This is a genomic window from Bradyrhizobium sp. HKCCYLRH3059, assembly GCF_051168035.1.
Taxonomy (GTDB): domain Bacteria; phylum Pseudomonadota; class Alphaproteobacteria; order Rhizobiales; family Xanthobacteraceae; genus Bradyrhizobium.
The window spans coordinates 678,066-693,366 of sequence record NZ_JBNPUF010000001.1; the positions used below are offsets into that span (position 1 = coordinate 678,066).

At 66.2% G+C, this 15,301-nt stretch carries 14 protein-coding genes; 6 read left to right on the forward strand and 8 right to left on the reverse strand.

Annotation, left to right across the window (positions count from 1 at the left end):
- Positions 1-231 precede the first annotated feature (231 nt).
- From ACQR13_RS03180 to dnaA, 5 genes are all read right to left on the reverse strand, one after another.
- The gene (locus ACQR13_RS03180) at positions 232-2,373 is read right to left on the reverse strand and encodes a hypothetical protein (RefSeq protein ID WP_434862571.1); all 2,142 of its coding nucleotides are present in this window, start codon (positions 2,371-2,373) and stop codon (positions 232-234) included.
- 131 nt (positions 2,374-2,504) lie between these two features.
- The gene (recF, locus tag ACQR13_RS03185) at positions 2,505-3,641 is read right to left on the reverse strand and encodes a DNA replication/repair protein RecF (protein WP_315751815.1); all 1,137 of its coding nucleotides are present in this window, start codon (positions 3,639-3,641) and stop codon (positions 2,505-2,507) included.
- A gap of 63 nt (positions 3,642-3,704) precedes the next feature.
- Positions 3,705-3,992, reverse strand: coding sequence for a GIY-YIG nuclease family protein (locus ACQR13_RS03190; RefSeq protein WP_315751816.1), 288 nt, complete (start codon positions 3,990-3,992; stop codon positions 3,705-3,707).
- 69 nt (positions 3,993-4,061) lie between these two features.
- Positions 4,062-5,180: a DNA polymerase III subunit beta gene (gene dnaN / locus ACQR13_RS03195; protein ID WP_315751817.1), complete on the reverse strand. Its 1,119-nt coding sequence runs from the start codon at positions 5,178-5,180 to the stop codon at positions 4,062-4,064.
- A gap of 311 nt (positions 5,181-5,491) precedes the next feature.
- Positions 5,492-6,931, reverse strand: a complete 1,440-nt coding sequence (gene dnaA / locus ACQR13_RS03200; protein WP_315715023.1) for a chromosomal replication initiator protein DnaA — start codon at positions 6,929-6,931, stop codon at positions 5,492-5,494.
- Positions 6,932-7,421: 490 nt separating this feature from the next.
- Here dnaA and ACQR13_RS03205 point away from each other — a divergent pair, with 490 nt between their 5' ends.
- On the forward strand, positions 7,422-7,742 hold the full coding sequence (locus tag ACQR13_RS03205) for a hypothetical protein (RefSeq protein ID WP_315715025.1): 321 nt from the start codon (positions 7,422-7,424) through the stop codon (positions 7,740-7,742).
- A 539-nt stretch (positions 7,743-8,281) separates the two neighbouring features.
- On the opposite strand, the gene rpsT is transcribed toward ACQR13_RS03205, so the two are convergent.
- Positions 8,282-8,548: a 30S ribosomal protein S20 gene (gene rpsT, locus ACQR13_RS03210; RefSeq protein ID WP_315715026.1), complete on the reverse strand. Its 267-nt coding sequence runs from the start codon at positions 8,546-8,548 to the stop codon at positions 8,282-8,284.
- 358 nt (positions 8,549-8,906) lie between these two features.
- On the opposite strand from rpsT, the gene ACQR13_RS03215 reads away from it, so the two are divergent.
- The 3 genes from ACQR13_RS03215 (at position 8,907) to ACQR13_RS03225 (ending at position 10,959) form a co-directional block, all read left to right on the forward strand.
- Positions 8,907-9,224, forward strand: coding sequence for a hypothetical protein (locus tag ACQR13_RS03215; protein ID WP_315715027.1), 318 nt, complete (start codon positions 8,907-8,909; stop codon positions 9,222-9,224).
- Between the two features lie 184 nt (positions 9,225-9,408).
- Positions 9,409-10,065: a peptide-methionine (S)-S-oxide reductase MsrA gene (gene msrA, locus ACQR13_RS03220; RefSeq protein WP_315751818.1), complete on the forward strand. Its 657-nt coding sequence runs from the start codon at positions 9,409-9,411 to the stop codon at positions 10,063-10,065.
- A gap of 177 nt (positions 10,066-10,242) precedes the next feature.
- Positions 10,243-10,959, forward strand: a complete 717-nt coding sequence (locus tag ACQR13_RS03225; protein WP_315715029.1) for a polysaccharide biosynthesis/export family protein — start codon at positions 10,243-10,245, stop codon at positions 10,957-10,959.
- Positions 10,960-11,058: 99 nt separating this feature from the next.
- Here the strand turns inward: ACQR13_RS03225 and ACQR13_RS03230 are convergent, their stop codons facing one another.
- Positions 11,059-11,730 carry a dienelactone hydrolase family protein gene (locus tag ACQR13_RS03230; RefSeq protein ID WP_316186526.1) on the reverse strand — a complete coding sequence of 224 codons (672 nt, stop codon included), beginning with the start codon at positions 11,728-11,730 and terminating at the stop codon, positions 11,059-11,061.
- Positions 11,731-11,761: 31 nt separating this feature from the next.
- Positions 11,762-12,076: a hypothetical protein gene (locus tag ACQR13_RS03235; RefSeq protein WP_410051220.1), complete on the reverse strand. Its 315-nt coding sequence runs from the start codon at positions 12,074-12,076 to the stop codon at positions 11,762-11,764.
- Between the two features lie 298 nt (positions 12,077-12,374).
- On the opposite strand from ACQR13_RS03235, the gene ACQR13_RS03240 reads away from it, so the two are divergent.
- Both ACQR13_RS03240 and ACQR13_RS03245 read left to right on the forward strand, forming a co-directional pair.
- The gene (locus ACQR13_RS03240) at positions 12,375-12,863 is read left to right on the forward strand and encodes a (2Fe-2S)-binding protein (protein ID WP_315715032.1); all 489 of its coding nucleotides are present in this window, start codon (positions 12,375-12,377) and stop codon (positions 12,861-12,863) included.
- Complete coding sequence (locus ACQR13_RS03245) at positions 12,860-15,142, forward strand: xanthine dehydrogenase family protein molybdopterin-binding subunit (protein ID WP_316166332.1); 2,283 nt, start codon at positions 12,860-12,862, stop codon at positions 15,140-15,142. The genes ACQR13_RS03240 and ACQR13_RS03245 overlap by 4 nt, the downstream gene beginning before the upstream one ends.
- The last annotated feature ends 159 nt before the right edge of the window (positions 15,143-15,301 follow it).

Sequence of the window (15,301 nt, forward strand, 5' to 3'; positions counted from 1 at the left end):
GAGCGCTCTTTCTCTCACGAAAGAAGCCACGCGCCTAGCGCAAAGTGGCCCGTCGTAAGACATTGAAGAGATAGCGCTTTTTAACGGTTTTTCAAGGCCTGGCGAGGGTCGTTTTCGTCCCCTCCGAAAGCCGGATTCAGGCCATTCCCGCGGCTGGTTTTGAGGCGTGCAGCGGGGCGCTTTCGCGTGCGATTCAGGGCACGAGTCACGCGTGACGCGGCAGGTGCCGCCTCAGTAGAGCGGGAGCGGCAGGGCGGTGCCACCCGGGCCAACCATGAGGCCCCAGGCATCGCCGGCGGCGAGCTCCAGCGTGTCGATCACGGCGGGCCGGCGGGCGATCTTCAGCTCGTAGCGGTGCTTGCCTGGCGGCAGGTCGAGCAGCGGGCCCTTGGGCGATTGCGGGCTGCCGGTGCCGGCCGCGATCCTGATCGTCTGCCCGTTGATGGTCAGCACGGCGTCGGTGTCGCCGATATTGCCGAGCATCAGCTTGGCCCGGCCAGGCTTCGGCAGGATGCCGGCCTTGGCCGCCGCTTCTGCATTCCTTTGCACCAGGTTGACCGAGGTCTCGCCTTTGGCGCGCCCGAGCGTGAGCACGGCGGGTCCCTGCGACGAGGTAAAGGTGAGCCGGACCCGATCGGGGCTGGCCTGCGCGTCCTCGGGCTTCTCCCGCCAGCCGAGCCTGGTCAGCTCGGCGCGGTAGAAGGCCGTGACGGCACCGAGCTCGGCCGGGACGCTGGCCTCCAGCTCCAGCCGCAGCGGCGTGTCCATTCCCGGCGCCCTGGACCGCGACAGCGCGGTCGCGCTGTGCTGCTTCGGCACCGGCAGCGCCGAGTCGGGATCGGCCTCGAGCGGCGTCGCGTCCTTGGCCGGTCGGGCCGCGGCCGAAGGCCTGGCGGCGGCGAGCAGGCCGGTGCCGTCGGCCGTGACGTTCACCTTGGGGCCCATCTGCATGATCGTGAACGCCACCGACTTGCCCTTCGCCGAGAACTCCAGGCGCGCCATGGTCGGATTGTCGATCACGGTCGGCGCCTCCTTCCAGCCGGCCGTCTTCAACGTGGAACGGAAGAAGCCGGCGAGTGTCTTCACCGACGAAGCCGACTTGAACGCGAGCTGTCCCCGGTCGCCATCGAAGCTCACGGCCTCGGCGGTCTCGGGCAGCGCGATCGGCGCCGGATTGCCGGCCAGCGGCTTCACGGGCGCATCCGACATGGCGCCGGCCTGCACGGCGCGGCGCGCCTCGTCGGCGGCGATCACCTGCTTGGCCATCGCGGCGGCATCCGCCATGAACCTGTCGTCGGCGTCCTTCTTCGCCTTGGCGCGGGCGGCCAGGGCGGCTTCGGTGGTGCGCATCGATAGCTCGACCATGGTGAGATCGTACTTGCGGGACAGCTTCAAGGTCCCGTTGTCCTCGGGCGCGACGACCTTGAGCGTGACCTCGTCCGGCGTTCCCGGACCGGCCGTCTCGATCCGCCAGCCGCGCGCGGGGATCTGCCGCGTGTAGAAGGCGAGCACGGCCGGCAGCTCGGCGATGACGGCGCCATTGGCCTGGCGGCTCGACGAGGCCGCGCTGCCGAGGCTTTGCGACCACTTGGTCGGCTTCGGCATCGGCAGGCCGGCGTGGTCGTCGCCGGCTTCGAGGGTGGAGGGTAGCGCGAATGGCGCGATCCGGATCTCGACATGGGTCCGGCCGTCGTCGCGCCGGGTCAGCGTCAGCATCACCGGATTCTGCCGGCGATAACCGTCGCCGTCGTCATGGCCGTAGAAGGCGCGCACGCCGCCCGGCGCGGTCTCGCCCAGATCGGCATTGCGCCAGCGCGCGGCGGCCTCGGCCGTCAGCGGCTCCCAGCCGAGGGCGGACATCTCCTTGCGGAACAAGGTCAGCGCCGCATCCAGCGTCATCGGCGCGATGCATGACAGATAAGGCCGCGTCTCGTCGAACACGATGTCAGCAGCGCCATCGGGGAACGGCAAATTGGCGTAGATCCGCTGCGGCGAGTAGGTCACCTCCGACTGCCCGGCGCGGCCGGCGCTGCCTGTGAAGAAGACCAGGAGCCCCTGCTTGTCCTTCTTGTAGCTGAGCGTCGGATTGCGCTCTTCGAGCGGCCTGACATAGCGCACCCAGCCGTCGGCGCCGAGCAACTGCTGCGTGGCGGCATTGGCCGCTGCGACAGGCGCCGGCAGACGATAGATGGCGCGGTAGCGATCGGGATGCGACGTGTCTTCCACCGCACCCTCGAGCCGCGGCAGCGCGTGGACGTCGACGATGGCGTCGTCGGCGCGCGCAGGTCCGGCACAGCTCGCGAGCAGCAACAGCCCGCACGCAAACCGACTCAGCCGCGGCGCGGCGATGGCCTGCTGCCAAAGCTCTGACATCATCGATCTCCGGGATTTCGAGTTCGGGGCGCTTGTGCCCTCGGGCGCTGGAGGAGAGCGGTTGGCGCCGGCGTGCCATCCAACGACAACTAGTCGAGCCGGCGAACTGGTAGGTTCAACGGCGGAATGAGCTACCGCCGCGCGCTGATCCGCCCCGCCTCGACGTCGAAGATCTCGCCGAGCTCGCGTAGTTCGGCAAACGCCGCGGGATCGGCGCCGGTCAGCCATACCTGGGCACCGAGCGTGCCGAGCTCGGCGAACAAAGCGGTGCGGCGGCCGGGATCGAGATGGGCGACGATCTCGTCGAGCAGCAGCATCGGCACGATGCCGGTGGTTTCGGCGACCAAGGTCGCATGCGCAAGGATGAGGCCGATCAGCAGCGCCTTCTGCTCGCCGGTCGACGCGTCGCGCGCCGGCATGCTCTTCGGCGCATAGACGACATGGAGATCGGTGAGATGCGGACCGTCGAGCGTGCGGCCGGCGGCGGCATCGCGCGCGCGATTGTCGCGCAGGACAGCGCGATAACGGTCCTCGACGGCGAGGGCCGGCTCGCTCAGCAGCGCATTCTCCATCCAGCCGTCGAGCGCGATCTCGGCGGACGGGAACGCCGAGGCTTGTCCGCGCTGCCGCAGCATCGCGGCGAGCTTCACCGCGGTCTGGCCGCGGCTCGCGGCGACGGCGACCGCGAGCTCCGCGGTCTCGCGCTCGATCGCGTCACACCAATGATCGTCGAAATTGCGGACCTCGAGCAGCCGGTTGCGCGAGCGCAGCGAGCGCTCCAGCGCCGACACCCGGCTCGAATGCTCGCTGTCGATCGCGAGCACCAGGCGGTCGAAGAAGCGCCGCCGCTCCGAGGCCGCGCCCATGAACAGGCCGTCCATCGAAGGGGTCAGCCACACCATGCGGATGTGATCGCCGAAGGCGGCCGCCGAGCCGACCGGTTCGCGGTCGATGCGGCAGCGGCGTGTTGTGCTCGCATCGCTGCGCGGCGGCTCGATGCCGGTGCCGAAGGTCGTCAGCCCCAGCGCGCCCTCGACCTCCGCCGAGACCGCCCACGACCCGTCGCCCTGGTTGTCGGCGACGTCCTCCAGGGTGGCACGGCGCAGGCCGCGGCCCGGCGCGAAGAACGAGATCGCCTCCAGGCAATTGGTCTTGCCGGCGCCGTTGGCCCCGACCAGCGCGACCATGTCCGCCTGCACGCTGACGCTGGCAGCGCGATAGCTGCGAAAATGCGTCAGCGCGAGACGGTGGATGCGGGAGGGGGTCATGGGGTGGAGTTGCAAGCCCAGTTCTGTCATTGCCGGGCTTGACCCGGCAATCCATCGTCCGCGTCAGCGGACCATTTCATCATAGAGATCGCGCCAGTCCGGATTGTTTGCGACGATCAAGTCGACCTTCCATTCGCGTGACCAGTGCTTGATGTTCTTCTCACGCTGCAATGCTGCGGCGATCGTCTCATGCGCCTCGAAATAGACGAGGCGCTCGATGCCATAGCGGCGCGTAAAGCTCTCGGCGAGACCTTCGCGGTGCTCATAGACGCGCCGGACGAGATCATTGGTCACGCCGACATACAGCGTGCCGCCCGGCTTGCTCGCGAGGATGTAAACCCAGTAGGCCATTTGTAAGGATGGATGGCCGGGTCAAGCCCGGCCATGACGGGTTAAACTCGATCTCGCAGAAGTCTCGCCTCACACCCGCATCGGCATCAGCACGTACAGCGCATTCCTGTTGTCGCGGTCCTGGATCAATGTCGGCGAGCCTGGATCGGCGAGCCGGAGCACGGCGACCTCGCCCTCGATCTGGGCAGCGATGTCGAGCAGATAGCGCGAGTTGAAGCCGATATCGAGCGCGTCGGCGGCGTATTCAACCTCGAGCTCTTCGGTCGCGCTGCCGGAATCCGGATTGGTCACCGACAGCACCAGCTTGCCGGGCGCCAGCGCCAGCTTCACGGCGCGGCCGCGCTCGGAGGAAATGGTGGAGACGCGGTCGACGGCGGCGGCGAAATCGGCCTTGTCGACGACCAGCTCCTTGTCGTTGTTCTGCGGAATGACGCGGCCGTAATCCGGGAAGGTGCCGTCGATCAGCTTCGAAGTCAGCACCACCTGCCCCAAGGTGAAGCGGATCTTGCCCTGCGACAGCTCGATCCTGATCTCGCTGTCATTGTCCTCGATCAGCCGCTGCACCTCGCCGACGGTCTTGCGCGGCACGATCACGCCGGGCATCTCGGCGGCGCCGGCCGGCTGCGGCAGGTCGACCTGGGCGAGGCGGTGACCGTCGGTGGCGACGGCGCGCAAGGTCGGCTGCTTGGCGGTGCCGCCGGCGTGCAGATAGATGCCGTTCAGGTAATAGCGCGTCTCCTCGGTGGAGATCGCGAACTGCGTGCGGTCGATCAGGCTCTTGATGTCCTTGGCGGGAACCCCGAACGCATGCGTCATGTCGCCTGCGGCGAGATCCGGGAAGTCGCTCTCCGGCAGCGTCTGCAAGGTGAACTTGGAGCGGCCGGCGCGGATCGCGAGCACCGCGCGCTCGCCGTCGCTCTCCAGCACGATCTGCGAGCCGTCCGGCAGCTTGCGGACGATGTCGTAGAACATGTGCGCCGGAACTGTGGTCGAGCCCGCGGTGGCGGTCTCGGCAGCCAGGGTTTCCGTCACTTCGAGATCGAGATCGGTCGCGCGCAGCGACAGCCGGGCATTCTCGGCGCGCACCAGCACATTGCCCAGGATCGGGATGGTGTTGCGGCGCTCGACCACACGATGGACGTGGCCCAGCGACTTCAGGAGCTGTGCGCGTTCGACGGTCACCTTCATTGTATTATACCCGCCCGTTCCAACTGAGCTTGTCCTGGAATGCCGGCGGGCTATAGCAGCGCCGCGGCCGATGGCACCTCGCGCCCGAACGGCGCTTGGCCAGCGTCCAGGAGCGTGAGGGGGAGGCGTAAAGTGGCGCGGATGGGGCTCAAGCGCAAGGGATGCGGAGCCGATTTCCCATGTTTCGGCAGGCTCTTCCGTGACCCGGAGGCGGGGGCCGAGCATGACGTCCGAGGACAGCGTCGAACGGCCGGGACAACGGCCCGGCTGGGGGCGAACCTTCTGTCCGCTCCCCTGGCCGTGCGTGCCCTCTAATCCTGCAACTGGCGCTTCAGCGACTCGACTTCGTCGTTCAGCGCGACGTCCTTGCCGACGAGCGCCTCGATCTTGCGCACCGCATGCAGCACGGTGGTGTGGTCGCGCCCGCCGAAGCGGCGGCCGATCTCGGGCAGCGAGCGCAGGGTCAGCGTCTTGGCGAGGTACATCGCGACCTGGCGCGGGCGCACCACGTTGGCGGTGCGGCGCGACGACAGGAGGTCGGAGCGGCTGACGTTGTACTGCCGCGCCACGACGCGCTGGATGTCCTCGATCTTGATGCGCTTCGGTTCCTGCGGCCGCACCAGGTCACGCACCTCGCGCTCGGCCATGTCGAGCGTGACCGGCTGGTTGTTGAGCTTGGAATGCGCCAGCAGGCGGTTGATCGCGCCCTCGAGATCGCGGCCGTTATGGGTGATGGAGCGGGCGAGATAGTCGAGCACCGGCTCCGGCACGTCGAAGCTCGCATGATGGGCGCGGGCCGCCGCGACGCGCGACTTGAGAATGCCGAGGCGCAGATCCTCGCCCAAAGTTGCCATCTCGACGACGAGGCCGCCGGCAAGCCGCGAGCGGACGCGATCATCGAGACTTTCGAGGTCGGACGGCGGCCGGTCGGCTGCGATCACAACCTGACGCCCCGCGTCGATCAGCGCATTCAGCGTATGACAGAACTCCGCCTGGGTGGATTTGCCCTGCAGGAACTGCAGGTCGTCGATCACCAGCACGTCGATGCCGCGCAGCGCCTCCTTGAAGGCCAGCGCCGTCTGCGATTTCAGCGCTGCGACGAAGCCGTACATGAATTTCTCGGCGGTGAGGTACAGCACCTTCCGTTCGCCGCCGGCGTTGCCGGCCCAGGTCACGGCCTGCAGCAGATGCGTCTTGCCCAGCCCGACACCGGCATGGATGTAGAGCGGGTTGAACATCACGGGATCGCCGCGGCGACCGTCGGCGACCTGGCGCGCCGCCGCATGGGCCAGCGTGTTGGCGCGGCCGACGACGAAGCTGGCGAAGGTCAGCCGCGGATCGAGCGGCGAGCCGCCGAGCGCATCATGGCTCGTGGCGAGCGAAGCCGCAGCCGACGCCGTTCGCGCGTCGGCGCTGGTCGCCGGCCTGGCGTCGTTGCGTTCGGCGCGGCGGGCTTCGACGGCGACGGGAGCTTCCTTGACCGGCGCCGCGCAGCGCATCGCGGTGCGAACGGACAGATCGATACGGTGCACCTCCGGCATCTCGGCCTGCCAGCACGACAGCACGCGCTCGGCATAATGCGCCTGGATCCAGCTCTTCAGGAAACGCGTCGGCACCGACAGATGAACGCTTTCGTCCTGGACGGCTTCGAGGTCCATCCGCGCGAACCAGCTCGTATAGACGTCCTCGCCGACGGTCGAGCGCAGCCGACCCTTCACGCGAGACCAGCGTTCCTGTTCCGAATTTGTCATGGCAGTCGCAACTTTTCGAATTGAGTGGTGGTGTCGTGTGATCGCCGGGCAGACGTCCCGTGAAAGGACACGTGTGCCGCAGCGAGACCTCGAGCGGAGGCTCAACTCCAGACATGGCTCGCCGTTCGGCGTGGACGCCGTCGGGCCATCAATGCTGGTGGAAGAAGCTTCTCCGCGAGGTCAGCGCATACTCAGATGCGCGATGGACGCGGGAGGGCCGATCGCCGTGCTGGCAATGGCCGGGCTGGAGATGTCGATCACTTCAGTGTTGACCGCCAAGGGTGCGTTGTCCGGAACCAGCCTATAGTGTGTGCTCGCAATGTGTCCGTAAAACATGCAACCTCCCCGCCCTGCCGTGATTGCTCACGGCAAGTTGTCATCCCAATGCCGCCGCGCCCGAACCCCAAGATTCAGCCGCACCGCCGTACATCCCCGTCCAACTTGTCCACTCGGTGAGCGAAGCCGCCACGAGCTCCAGCCGGGTCGACCGATGTCGTATTTCTCTTGTTCAAAGCGGCGCAACGATGATGCTGCGCCCGAGAAATTTCGACAAAGTTCGATCGTTCCCCATATTGCTATGGGTACAGATCCGGCCATCGCTTTGGAAAGCGTCGCCAACGCGCACACCGCCGCCGATTTGCACGTCCGCCCCGTTTCTAAAACCGCGCTGGTCTCAAGATCGTGGGCGCCGCGAGTGATTAAAGAAATACACGATGCGTCAGGACTCGCAATCCATAAGATCGGAGCACGCGTTACGAGTCTTCGCAGCGGTTGCGACGCGGTGTTGCGCGTTAAGAAAGCAACGTTTTGAATCATCGCGAGGAATCTCGGATGTGACAAACAACATCGTCTGCCCAAAATTTCTTCATAATTTTTTTATGTTTCGACCGGCCTCACCCGCTTTTCCAATCACTTGGTCGCGCTATGCACTTAAGTCATTTTCGAAACGATGTTTTTCGCGATTGCTCGAAGCGGGTAACTCCCGCGATGCGCGGTGCGCAAAGTGAGCGGCGCATCGCGCGCTCTTGACATCGATGCGCAAGCGCGGCGCGCAGATTCGCAGCTGTTTCAGATGAGACAATATTGTCACTGCGTAAAAATACGGAACTTCGTGTAGTTCCGACGGAACATGTGTCAGGCGCGCACGACATCGCGCGGGTTCCACCACGCGCGAAGATCGTATTCGCGATGCGATATCACCATCAAGATGTGACCATCAAATGGAGAAGGCGCGGCGAGCGATGGAGGGATGCGCGACAGCCGAACGCGCAATTGAAGATGGTACAAAAGAAAAGCCCGGCGCGAGCCGGGCTGTTTGCATCTTGATAGTTCGTCAGCCGATCGTCAGCGTCACTTCGCGAGCTTGGCGATCTGATGCGTGAGGCGCGACACTTTGCGGCTCGCGTTGTTCTTGTGAATGATGTTGCGCTGCGCGGCGCGCATCAGCTGCGGCTCGGCATTGGCCATCGCCTTCAGCGCGGCGTCGCGATCGCCCTTCTTGATCGCGTCCTCGACGGAGCGAACCGCGCCGCGCATCTGGGTGCGGCGCGACTTGTTGATGATGGTGCGGCGGGCAATCTTGCGCGTCGCCTTCTTCGCGGAAGTCGTGTTGGCCATGCTCTCAAATATCCTTCGGCGGCGAGCAGTCGCCGCTCTTGCGGGTACGCGCGCGGCCCGCTTGACGCGGCCCCATCGACGCGGTGGGTTGTTCGGACGCCTCTCTGAGAATGCCATGACCGGAGCGGGTGCTCGGCGGATCGGCGCTGCTCAAAGAACAGCGGCGGCGGGATTGCGCCCACCGCCAATGGCGACCTTATAGGGGCAGCCCTGCCGAGCGTCAACGGTCTCGGAGCGGCCCGCGGCGGCCGGAATCGACCAAAACCCGGTTCTAAGCCCCTGACGAGGTTGAATTTCTGCGGGGCCCCCGCTATGGCCTTGCTGCCCGCAAGGGCGAGCGAGAGAGGGCAGGTGAGGCATGATCCGCGGTTTTTTCCGTCTGGTAGGGCTGTTGCTGCTGGCCGGAAGCTTCATCTTCCTGGTCTATGACGGCGCGCGCTGGGTGGCCGACCAGACCCTGCAGTTCACCCGTTTCGGCCAGCTCTGGAACGACGTCCACCAGGCGAGCCAGGCCGCCTTCAAGGCCTGGATCGAGGCCAAGGCCCCGTTCCTGTGGGAGTGGATCGTCAAGGTATTTTTGGACCAGCCAGTGTTTGCGGTGCTTGGCCTGCTCGGAATCCTGCTGATGCTGCTGTTCCGGCCGCGCAAGCCGCTCATCGGCTACGGGCGCGACTGAGCGCGGCTGTTCGTCTCGCCGCGCCGGCAGCTGTCTTGGATTCCGCTGGCAGCGCGGCGCGGGAACCGCTGGCGCGGCGTAACAGCGCTACTGCCGGACCCGTAGAGCCCTATATATTCCCCTGACAAGAGGTCATCGCGCCGTGGGCCGTCCCGCGGGCGCTGGCCATGAGCGGAGACATCCCATGTTCTTCATGCGCAAAGCCCCTGTCATGCCGTCTGCCGCCGAGGCGCTGCCCGGCCGCGCCCAGCCGATCCCCACCGCCGCGACGCATTTCGTCAACGGTCGCCGCCTGTTGCCGCCCTATCCGGACGGCCTCGAGCAGGCCGTGTTCGGGCTCGGCTGCTTCTGGGGCGCGGAGCGCAAGTTCTGGCAGCTCGGTGACGGCATCCACGTCACCGCCGTCGGCTATGCCGGAGGCCATACGCCAAACCCGACCTACGAGGAGGTGTGCTCGGGGCAGACGGCGCACACGGAAGTCGTGCTGGTGGTGTTCGATCCCAAGATCATGTCCTACGAGCGCCTCCTGAAGACGTTCTGGGAGAGCCACGACCCGACCCAGGGCATGCGTCAGGGCAACGACGTCGGCACGCAATATCGCTCGGCGATCTACACGTTCAGCGACGCGCAGCGCGAGGCGGCCGAGGCGTCGAAGACGGCCTACGAGTCGGCGCTGCGCGCCAAGGGGCTCGGAGCGATTACGACGGAGATCGTCCCGGCAGGGCCGTTCTATTTCGCCGAGGATTATCATCAGCAGTACCTGGCCAAGAATCCGGCCGGATATTGCGGCCTGGGCGGAACGGGCGTCGCGTGCCCGATCGGAGTCGGCGTGAGCGCATAGGCAGGCTGAGCGCGCCCGATCACGGTGAACATTGGATCCCTCTCCCACGCCGTGGGAGGGGGATTTTTTCGGGCGGCTTTGACCGTCGCCCGCTTGCGACGGGGACTACACGCGCCAACGGTTTGTTAACCTTAACCGCGCATGACTAGCGCACATCCTCATTCAAGGATTGTTCGAGTGCGCGCGTTGTTTGTTCCGGTCATTGCCGTCCTGTCCGCGATCCTGTTGTCGGGCTGCATGCAGACGATCTCCCCCGTCGCTGCCGTCCAGCCGCAGAGCGATCTCGACGCGATGGCCTATGGAACGCCTTCCACCGGCCCGGTTGCCGCCACCGGGCAGGGCGGGGCGATCCCGGCGCTGCGCAACTCGTTCGCTGCCGCCACCGGCGCAGGCGCCTATGTCGTTCCCGCCGGCTATGCGCCGGCGCGCCGCGACTCCGCCTATCATCTCGACGCTGGCGACAAGCTGCGCGTCGTCGTCTACGGCCAGGAGGGCCTGACCAACACCTATGCGATCGATGCGTCCGGATCGATCACGATGCCGCTGATCGGCAGCGTGCCGGCGCGCGGCCGCACCACCGCCGGCCTCGCTGCCGAGATCACCGCCAAGCTGCGCAACGGCTACATCCGCGAGCCCTCGGTGGCCGTCGAGATCGAAGCCTATCGCCCGTTCTTCATCCTCGGCGAGGTGCAGGCGCCCGGCCAATACCCCTACGTGCCCAATATGACGGTGGAGAGCGCGATCGCGATCGCCGGCGGCTTCTCGCCTCGGGCGCGGCGCGACGTCGTCACCCTGACCCACACCGATGCTTCCGGAGCCGCGCGCTACGAGGTGCCGCTCGGCACCTCGCTCAAGCCGGGCGACACCATCCAGGTCGGCGAGCGCTGGTTCTGATCTCCGCACGAGTGATTGCGGCTCAACGCCTACCTGAGCACCTGCGTCGACCCGACGCTGAGTGACGCGAGGCTCCCCGCAATGACGGTGGTTGGACGTTCAGCGCAGGTGCTGCGCAAAGAACGCCAGGCTGCGCGTCCAGGCGAGATCGGCGCTCGGCTGGTCGTAGCTGGCGCGCTCGTCGCAACCGAAGCCGTGCTGTGCGCCGGGATAGACGAAGATCTCGACGTCCGGCCGCTTGGCCTTGATGGCCTCGACGTCGCGCAAGGGGATGCCCGCGTCCTTCTCGCCGAAATGTAGCTGGGTCGGCACCGTCGGCTTGTCGTCGGCGAACCGCGCGACAGCGCCGCCGTAATAGCCGACGGCAGCGCGGAGGCCCGACAGCTTGGTCGCAGCCGCATAGGCGATGCTGCCGCCGAGGCAGAAACCGATGATGCCGACCGGCCCGACATTCTTCACGCCGTCGATTGCGGCCTGGGTGTCGCGCAAAAAGGCCGCCCAATCCGGATTGGCGACGAACTTGCGCGCGACCGCGATCTCGTCGGGCGAATAGCCTGAGGTGAAGCCGGGCTCGACGCGGTCGAAGATCGCCGGCGCGATGGCAACGTAACCCGCGGCGGCGAGGCGGTCGCAGACGTTGCGGATGTGATGGTTGACACCGAAGATCTCCTGGATGACGACCAGCGCGCCCTTTGCAGTTCCCGTCGGATCGGCGCGATAGGCGCCGAGCTGGAAGCCGTCGGATGCCGTCAGCTTGATATCTTGTCCCACGTTCTGTCCTCTTGCGGTCGTCAGGCGCGCGTCAACGCCACATCCAGTTGGTGCCGTAGTCCTCTTTCCAGCCGGTCAGCCGTCCCCTGCGGAACTTCAGGTAGAGGCGGTGATGGTGCGGGACCAGTCCGCTGCCGCCGAGATTACGCAGTGCCAGAAAGGTCTCGTTGCCGGGCGCGCCGTTCAGATAGATCAACGGCTGCTCCAGCACGCGCGATGTCTCACCGACATCCATGCCGAAGGCAAGCGGCGTGACGTTGGATAACATCGCTGTGAAAGGCGCGTCGGCGACGCCGAGCGTCTGCCCCGCCGCAGCAGGGCTTACGGCCGACAGGCTCGGCAGCATGGCCGCAACCAGGCACAGCGTCATGCGTACGGATGGTCTCATGGGCCGAAATCTCCTTTCGCTGTCGGCGTTGGCTGCATCTCTTCTTAGCGTGCCCGGCGTCACCAGCCCAGCATCGTTCGCGCTGCACAACACAAATGCCGTTTCATGTGGCAGGCCGGCGTTCAAATCCCGTTGCGTCGCCGTCGCAACGCGATCATTCTTATGATGGCTGGCATCTATCCGGTGGGTCCCAGCGAATCGATAAAACCGAACTTCGCCGTAAGCGAAGTCGCACGCCGGGCGGGGAAGAAACCAAATGCCCAATCTCACCATCAACGGGCGGACCATGTCCGTCGACGCGGCGCACGACACGCCGCTGCTATGGGTCATCCGCGAGCAGTTGCAGATGACCGGCACCAAGTTCGGCTGCGGCGCCGGGCTGTGCGGCGCCTGCACCGTGCATGTCAACGGCGAGGCCGTGCGCTCGTGCCAGACCATGGTCGGCGACGTCGCGAACAAGAAGATCACGACCATCGAGGGGCTGTCGCAGAAGGGCGATCATCCCTTGCAGAAGGCGTGGATCGCCGAGCAGGTGCCGCAATGCGGCTACTGCCAGTCCGGCCAGATCATGCAGGCGGCCACGCTGCTCGCCAAGACCACGAGCCCGACCAAGGAGGAGATCGTCGCGCATATGGACGGCAATCTCTGCCGCTGCATGACCTATTCGCGGATTCAGAAGGCGATCCAGCGCGCCGCGTCCGAAATGCGCACCGCGTCCAACTCGAGCGACCGGAGAGCGACATGAACCAGCACGTCAAAACCAATTCCTCGGTCGCGACCGATCTCAGCCGCCGCTCCTTCCTGGTCGGCACCGCCGCCACCGGCCTCGTGCTCGGCTATGCCGGCCTCGCCGACAGCGCACTGGCGGCCGCGGCGCCGGCCAATTTCGAACCCAGCGTCTGGTATGCGATCGCGCCGGATGGCCTGGTCACAGTGACCTGCGGCAAGGCCGACATGGGCCAGCACATTGCGTCCACCATGGCGCAGATCGTCTGCGAGGAGCTCGGCGCGGCCTGGAAGGACATGCGGGTCCAGCTCGCCTCCAACGATCCGAAGTTCAACGATCCCGTGCTCGGCGCCCAGATCACGGGCGGCAGCTGGAGCACGATGATGAACTTCGATGCCATGAGCCGCGCCGGCGCCGCGGGCCGCATCGCGCTCACCGAAGCCGCTGCGACCGCGATGGGCGTGCCGGCCAACGAACTCGTGGTGCGCGACGGCGTCGTGATGCATCCGAAGTCCAAGAAGCAGATGAGCTACGCCGAGATCGTCAGGAGCGGCAAGATCACCAAGAGCTTCACGCCTGACGAATTGAAGGCGCTGACGCTGAAGACGCCCGATCAGTACACGATGATCGGCGTCTCGGTGCCGCAGCTCGACATTCCCTCCAAGACCAACGGCACGGCGAAATATGGCATCGATACGATGCTGCCGGGCATGGTCTACGGCAAGGTCGTCACGCCGCCGGTGCGCTTCGGCGCGACGGTCACGGCGGTCGACGACTCCGAGGCCAAGAAGGTGCCGGGCTTCATCAAGGCGGTGACGCTCGACGACAAGACCGGCTCGACCTCGGGCTGGGTGGTGGCGGTCGCCAACACCTATGCCAACGCCAGGAAGGCGGCGGACGCGCTCAAGATCAGCTATGACAAAGGCCCCTATGCCAATGTCAGCACCGACACCATCATCACCGAGGCGATGCGGCTGCAGGCGCAGGACGATGCCGGGCAGTTCTTCGTCAAGGACGGCGATCCCGTTGCAGCGATGTCGGGCGCGGCCAAGGTGCTGGAGGCGGAGTACACCACCAGCATCAACATCCATGCGCCGCTGGAGCCGATGAACGCGACCGCCGAGTTCAAGGGTGACATCCTGCACATCTACACCGGCAATCAGTTCGCGACCCGTTCCGGCGCGATCGCGGCGGCTGCGGCCGGGATCGATCCGAAATACGTCGTGATGCACCAGGCCTGGCTCGGCGGCGGCTTCGGCCGCAGGCTCGATGCTGACATGATGGTGCCGGCGGTGCAGGCGGCCAAGGCGGTCGGCAAGCCGGTCAAGGTGATCTACTCGCGCGAGAACGACATGACGATGGACTACTCGCGGCCGCTCACTTACCAGAAGGTCAAGGCCGGGCTCGACAGCAACGGCAAGCTGATCGCGCTCAGCCATGACGTCGTCTCGGCCTGGCCGACGGCGCGCTGGGGCATCCCGGACTTCCTGTCGCCCTCGGTCGACAAGAAGGGCCCGCTCGACTCGTTCACGGTCAATGGCGCCGACTTCTTCTACACCGTGCCCAATCATCATGTGCGCGCGATCAAGAACGAACTCGCGCATAATGCGACGCCATCGGGACAACTCCGTTCGGTGGCGCCGGGTTGGACGTTCTGGGCGGTCGAGAGCATGATCGACGAGATCGCGGTGGCCTCGGGGCAGGACCCGGCGCAGTTCCGCATTGCGCTGCTCGACGGCAAGGGCAAGAACGACGGCGGCGCGCAGCGATTGCGCAACACGCTGCTGGCAGCGATGGGCCTGTCCGGCTACGGCGCCAGGAAGCTCCCGCAAGGCGAAGGCATGGGCGTCTCCTGCGTTTCATCGCAGGAGCGTGCCACGGCGAGCTGGACGGCGTGCGTCGCCCATGTCGCGGTTGCGCCCACGGGCGCGGTCACGGTGAAGAAGCTCACCGTGGCGACCGATGTCGGCACCCAGGTGCATCCCGACAACATCCGCGCCCAGGTCGAGGGCGCGGCGCTGTGGGGGCTGTCGCTGGCGATGTACGAGAAGGCGACGCTGAAAGACGGCGGCATCGAGCAGACCAACTTCGACAGCTACACGCCGCTGCGGATGAGCCAGGTGCCGGAGGTCGCGATCGCCGTGATCGCCAATGGCGAGAAGGCGACCGGCGTCGGCGAGCCCGCGGTGACCGTGGTCGCGCCAGCGCTCGGCAACGCCATCTACAACGCCTGTGGCGCGCGGTTGCGCTCGCTGCCGATCACCGCCGCAGCGGTCAAGGCGGCGATGAGGGCCTAGCGTCGTCGCGAGACCATTCCTGTATCTGGGAACCGCCGGAGCTCGTCTCCGGCGGGTCTTTTTTGCGCTGCGGTCAGGTTCTCGCGCGGCACGATTTGAATGATCCTCTTAACGTCTCGCTCACCTGAAACGATACAGCTTGAATGATCGGCTTAAGCC

Coding starts and splice junctions, on each gene's coding strand:
- ACQR13_RS03180 (WP_434862571.1), bottom strand. CDS start 2,373: ATGTCAGAGCTTTGGCAGCAGGCCATCGCCGCGCCGCGGCTGAGTCGG.
- recF (WP_315751815.1), bottom strand. CDS start 3,641: ATGACCCCCTCCCGCATCCACCGTCTCGCGCTGACGCATTTTCGCAGC.
- ACQR13_RS03190 (WP_315751816.1), bottom strand. CDS start 3,992: ATGGCCTACTGGGTTTACATCCTCGCGAGCAAGCCGGGCGGCACGCTG.
- dnaN (WP_315751817.1), bottom strand. CDS start 5,180: ATGAAGGTGACCGTCGAACGCGCACAGCTCCTGAAGTCGCTGGGCCAC.
- dnaA (WP_315715023.1), bottom strand. CDS start 6,931: ATGACAAATTCGGAACAGGAACGCTGGTCTCGCGTGAAGGGTCGGCTG.
- ACQR13_RS03205 (WP_315715025.1), top strand. CDS start 7,422: ATGTCGTATTTCTCTTGTTCAAAGCGGCGCAACGATGATGCTGCGCCC.
- rpsT (WP_315715026.1), bottom strand. CDS start 8,548: ATGGCCAACACGACTTCCGCGAAGAAGGCGACGCGCAAGATTGCCCGC.
- ACQR13_RS03215 (WP_315715027.1), top strand. CDS start 8,907: ATGATCCGCGGTTTTTTCCGTCTGGTAGGGCTGTTGCTGCTGGCCGGA.
- msrA (WP_315751818.1), top strand. CDS start 9,409: ATGTTCTTCATGCGCAAAGCCCCTGTCATGCCGTCTGCCGCCGAGGCG.
- ACQR13_RS03235 (WP_410051220.1), bottom strand. CDS start 12,076: ATGCTGCCGAGCCTGTCGGCCGTAAGCCCTGCTGCGGCGGGGCAGACG.
- ACQR13_RS03240 (WP_315715032.1), top strand. CDS start 12,375: ATGCCCAATCTCACCATCAACGGGCGGACCATGTCCGTCGACGCGGCG.
- ACQR13_RS03245 (WP_316166332.1), top strand. CDS start 12,860: ATGAACCAGCACGTCAAAACCAATTCCTCGGTCGCGACCGATCTCAGC.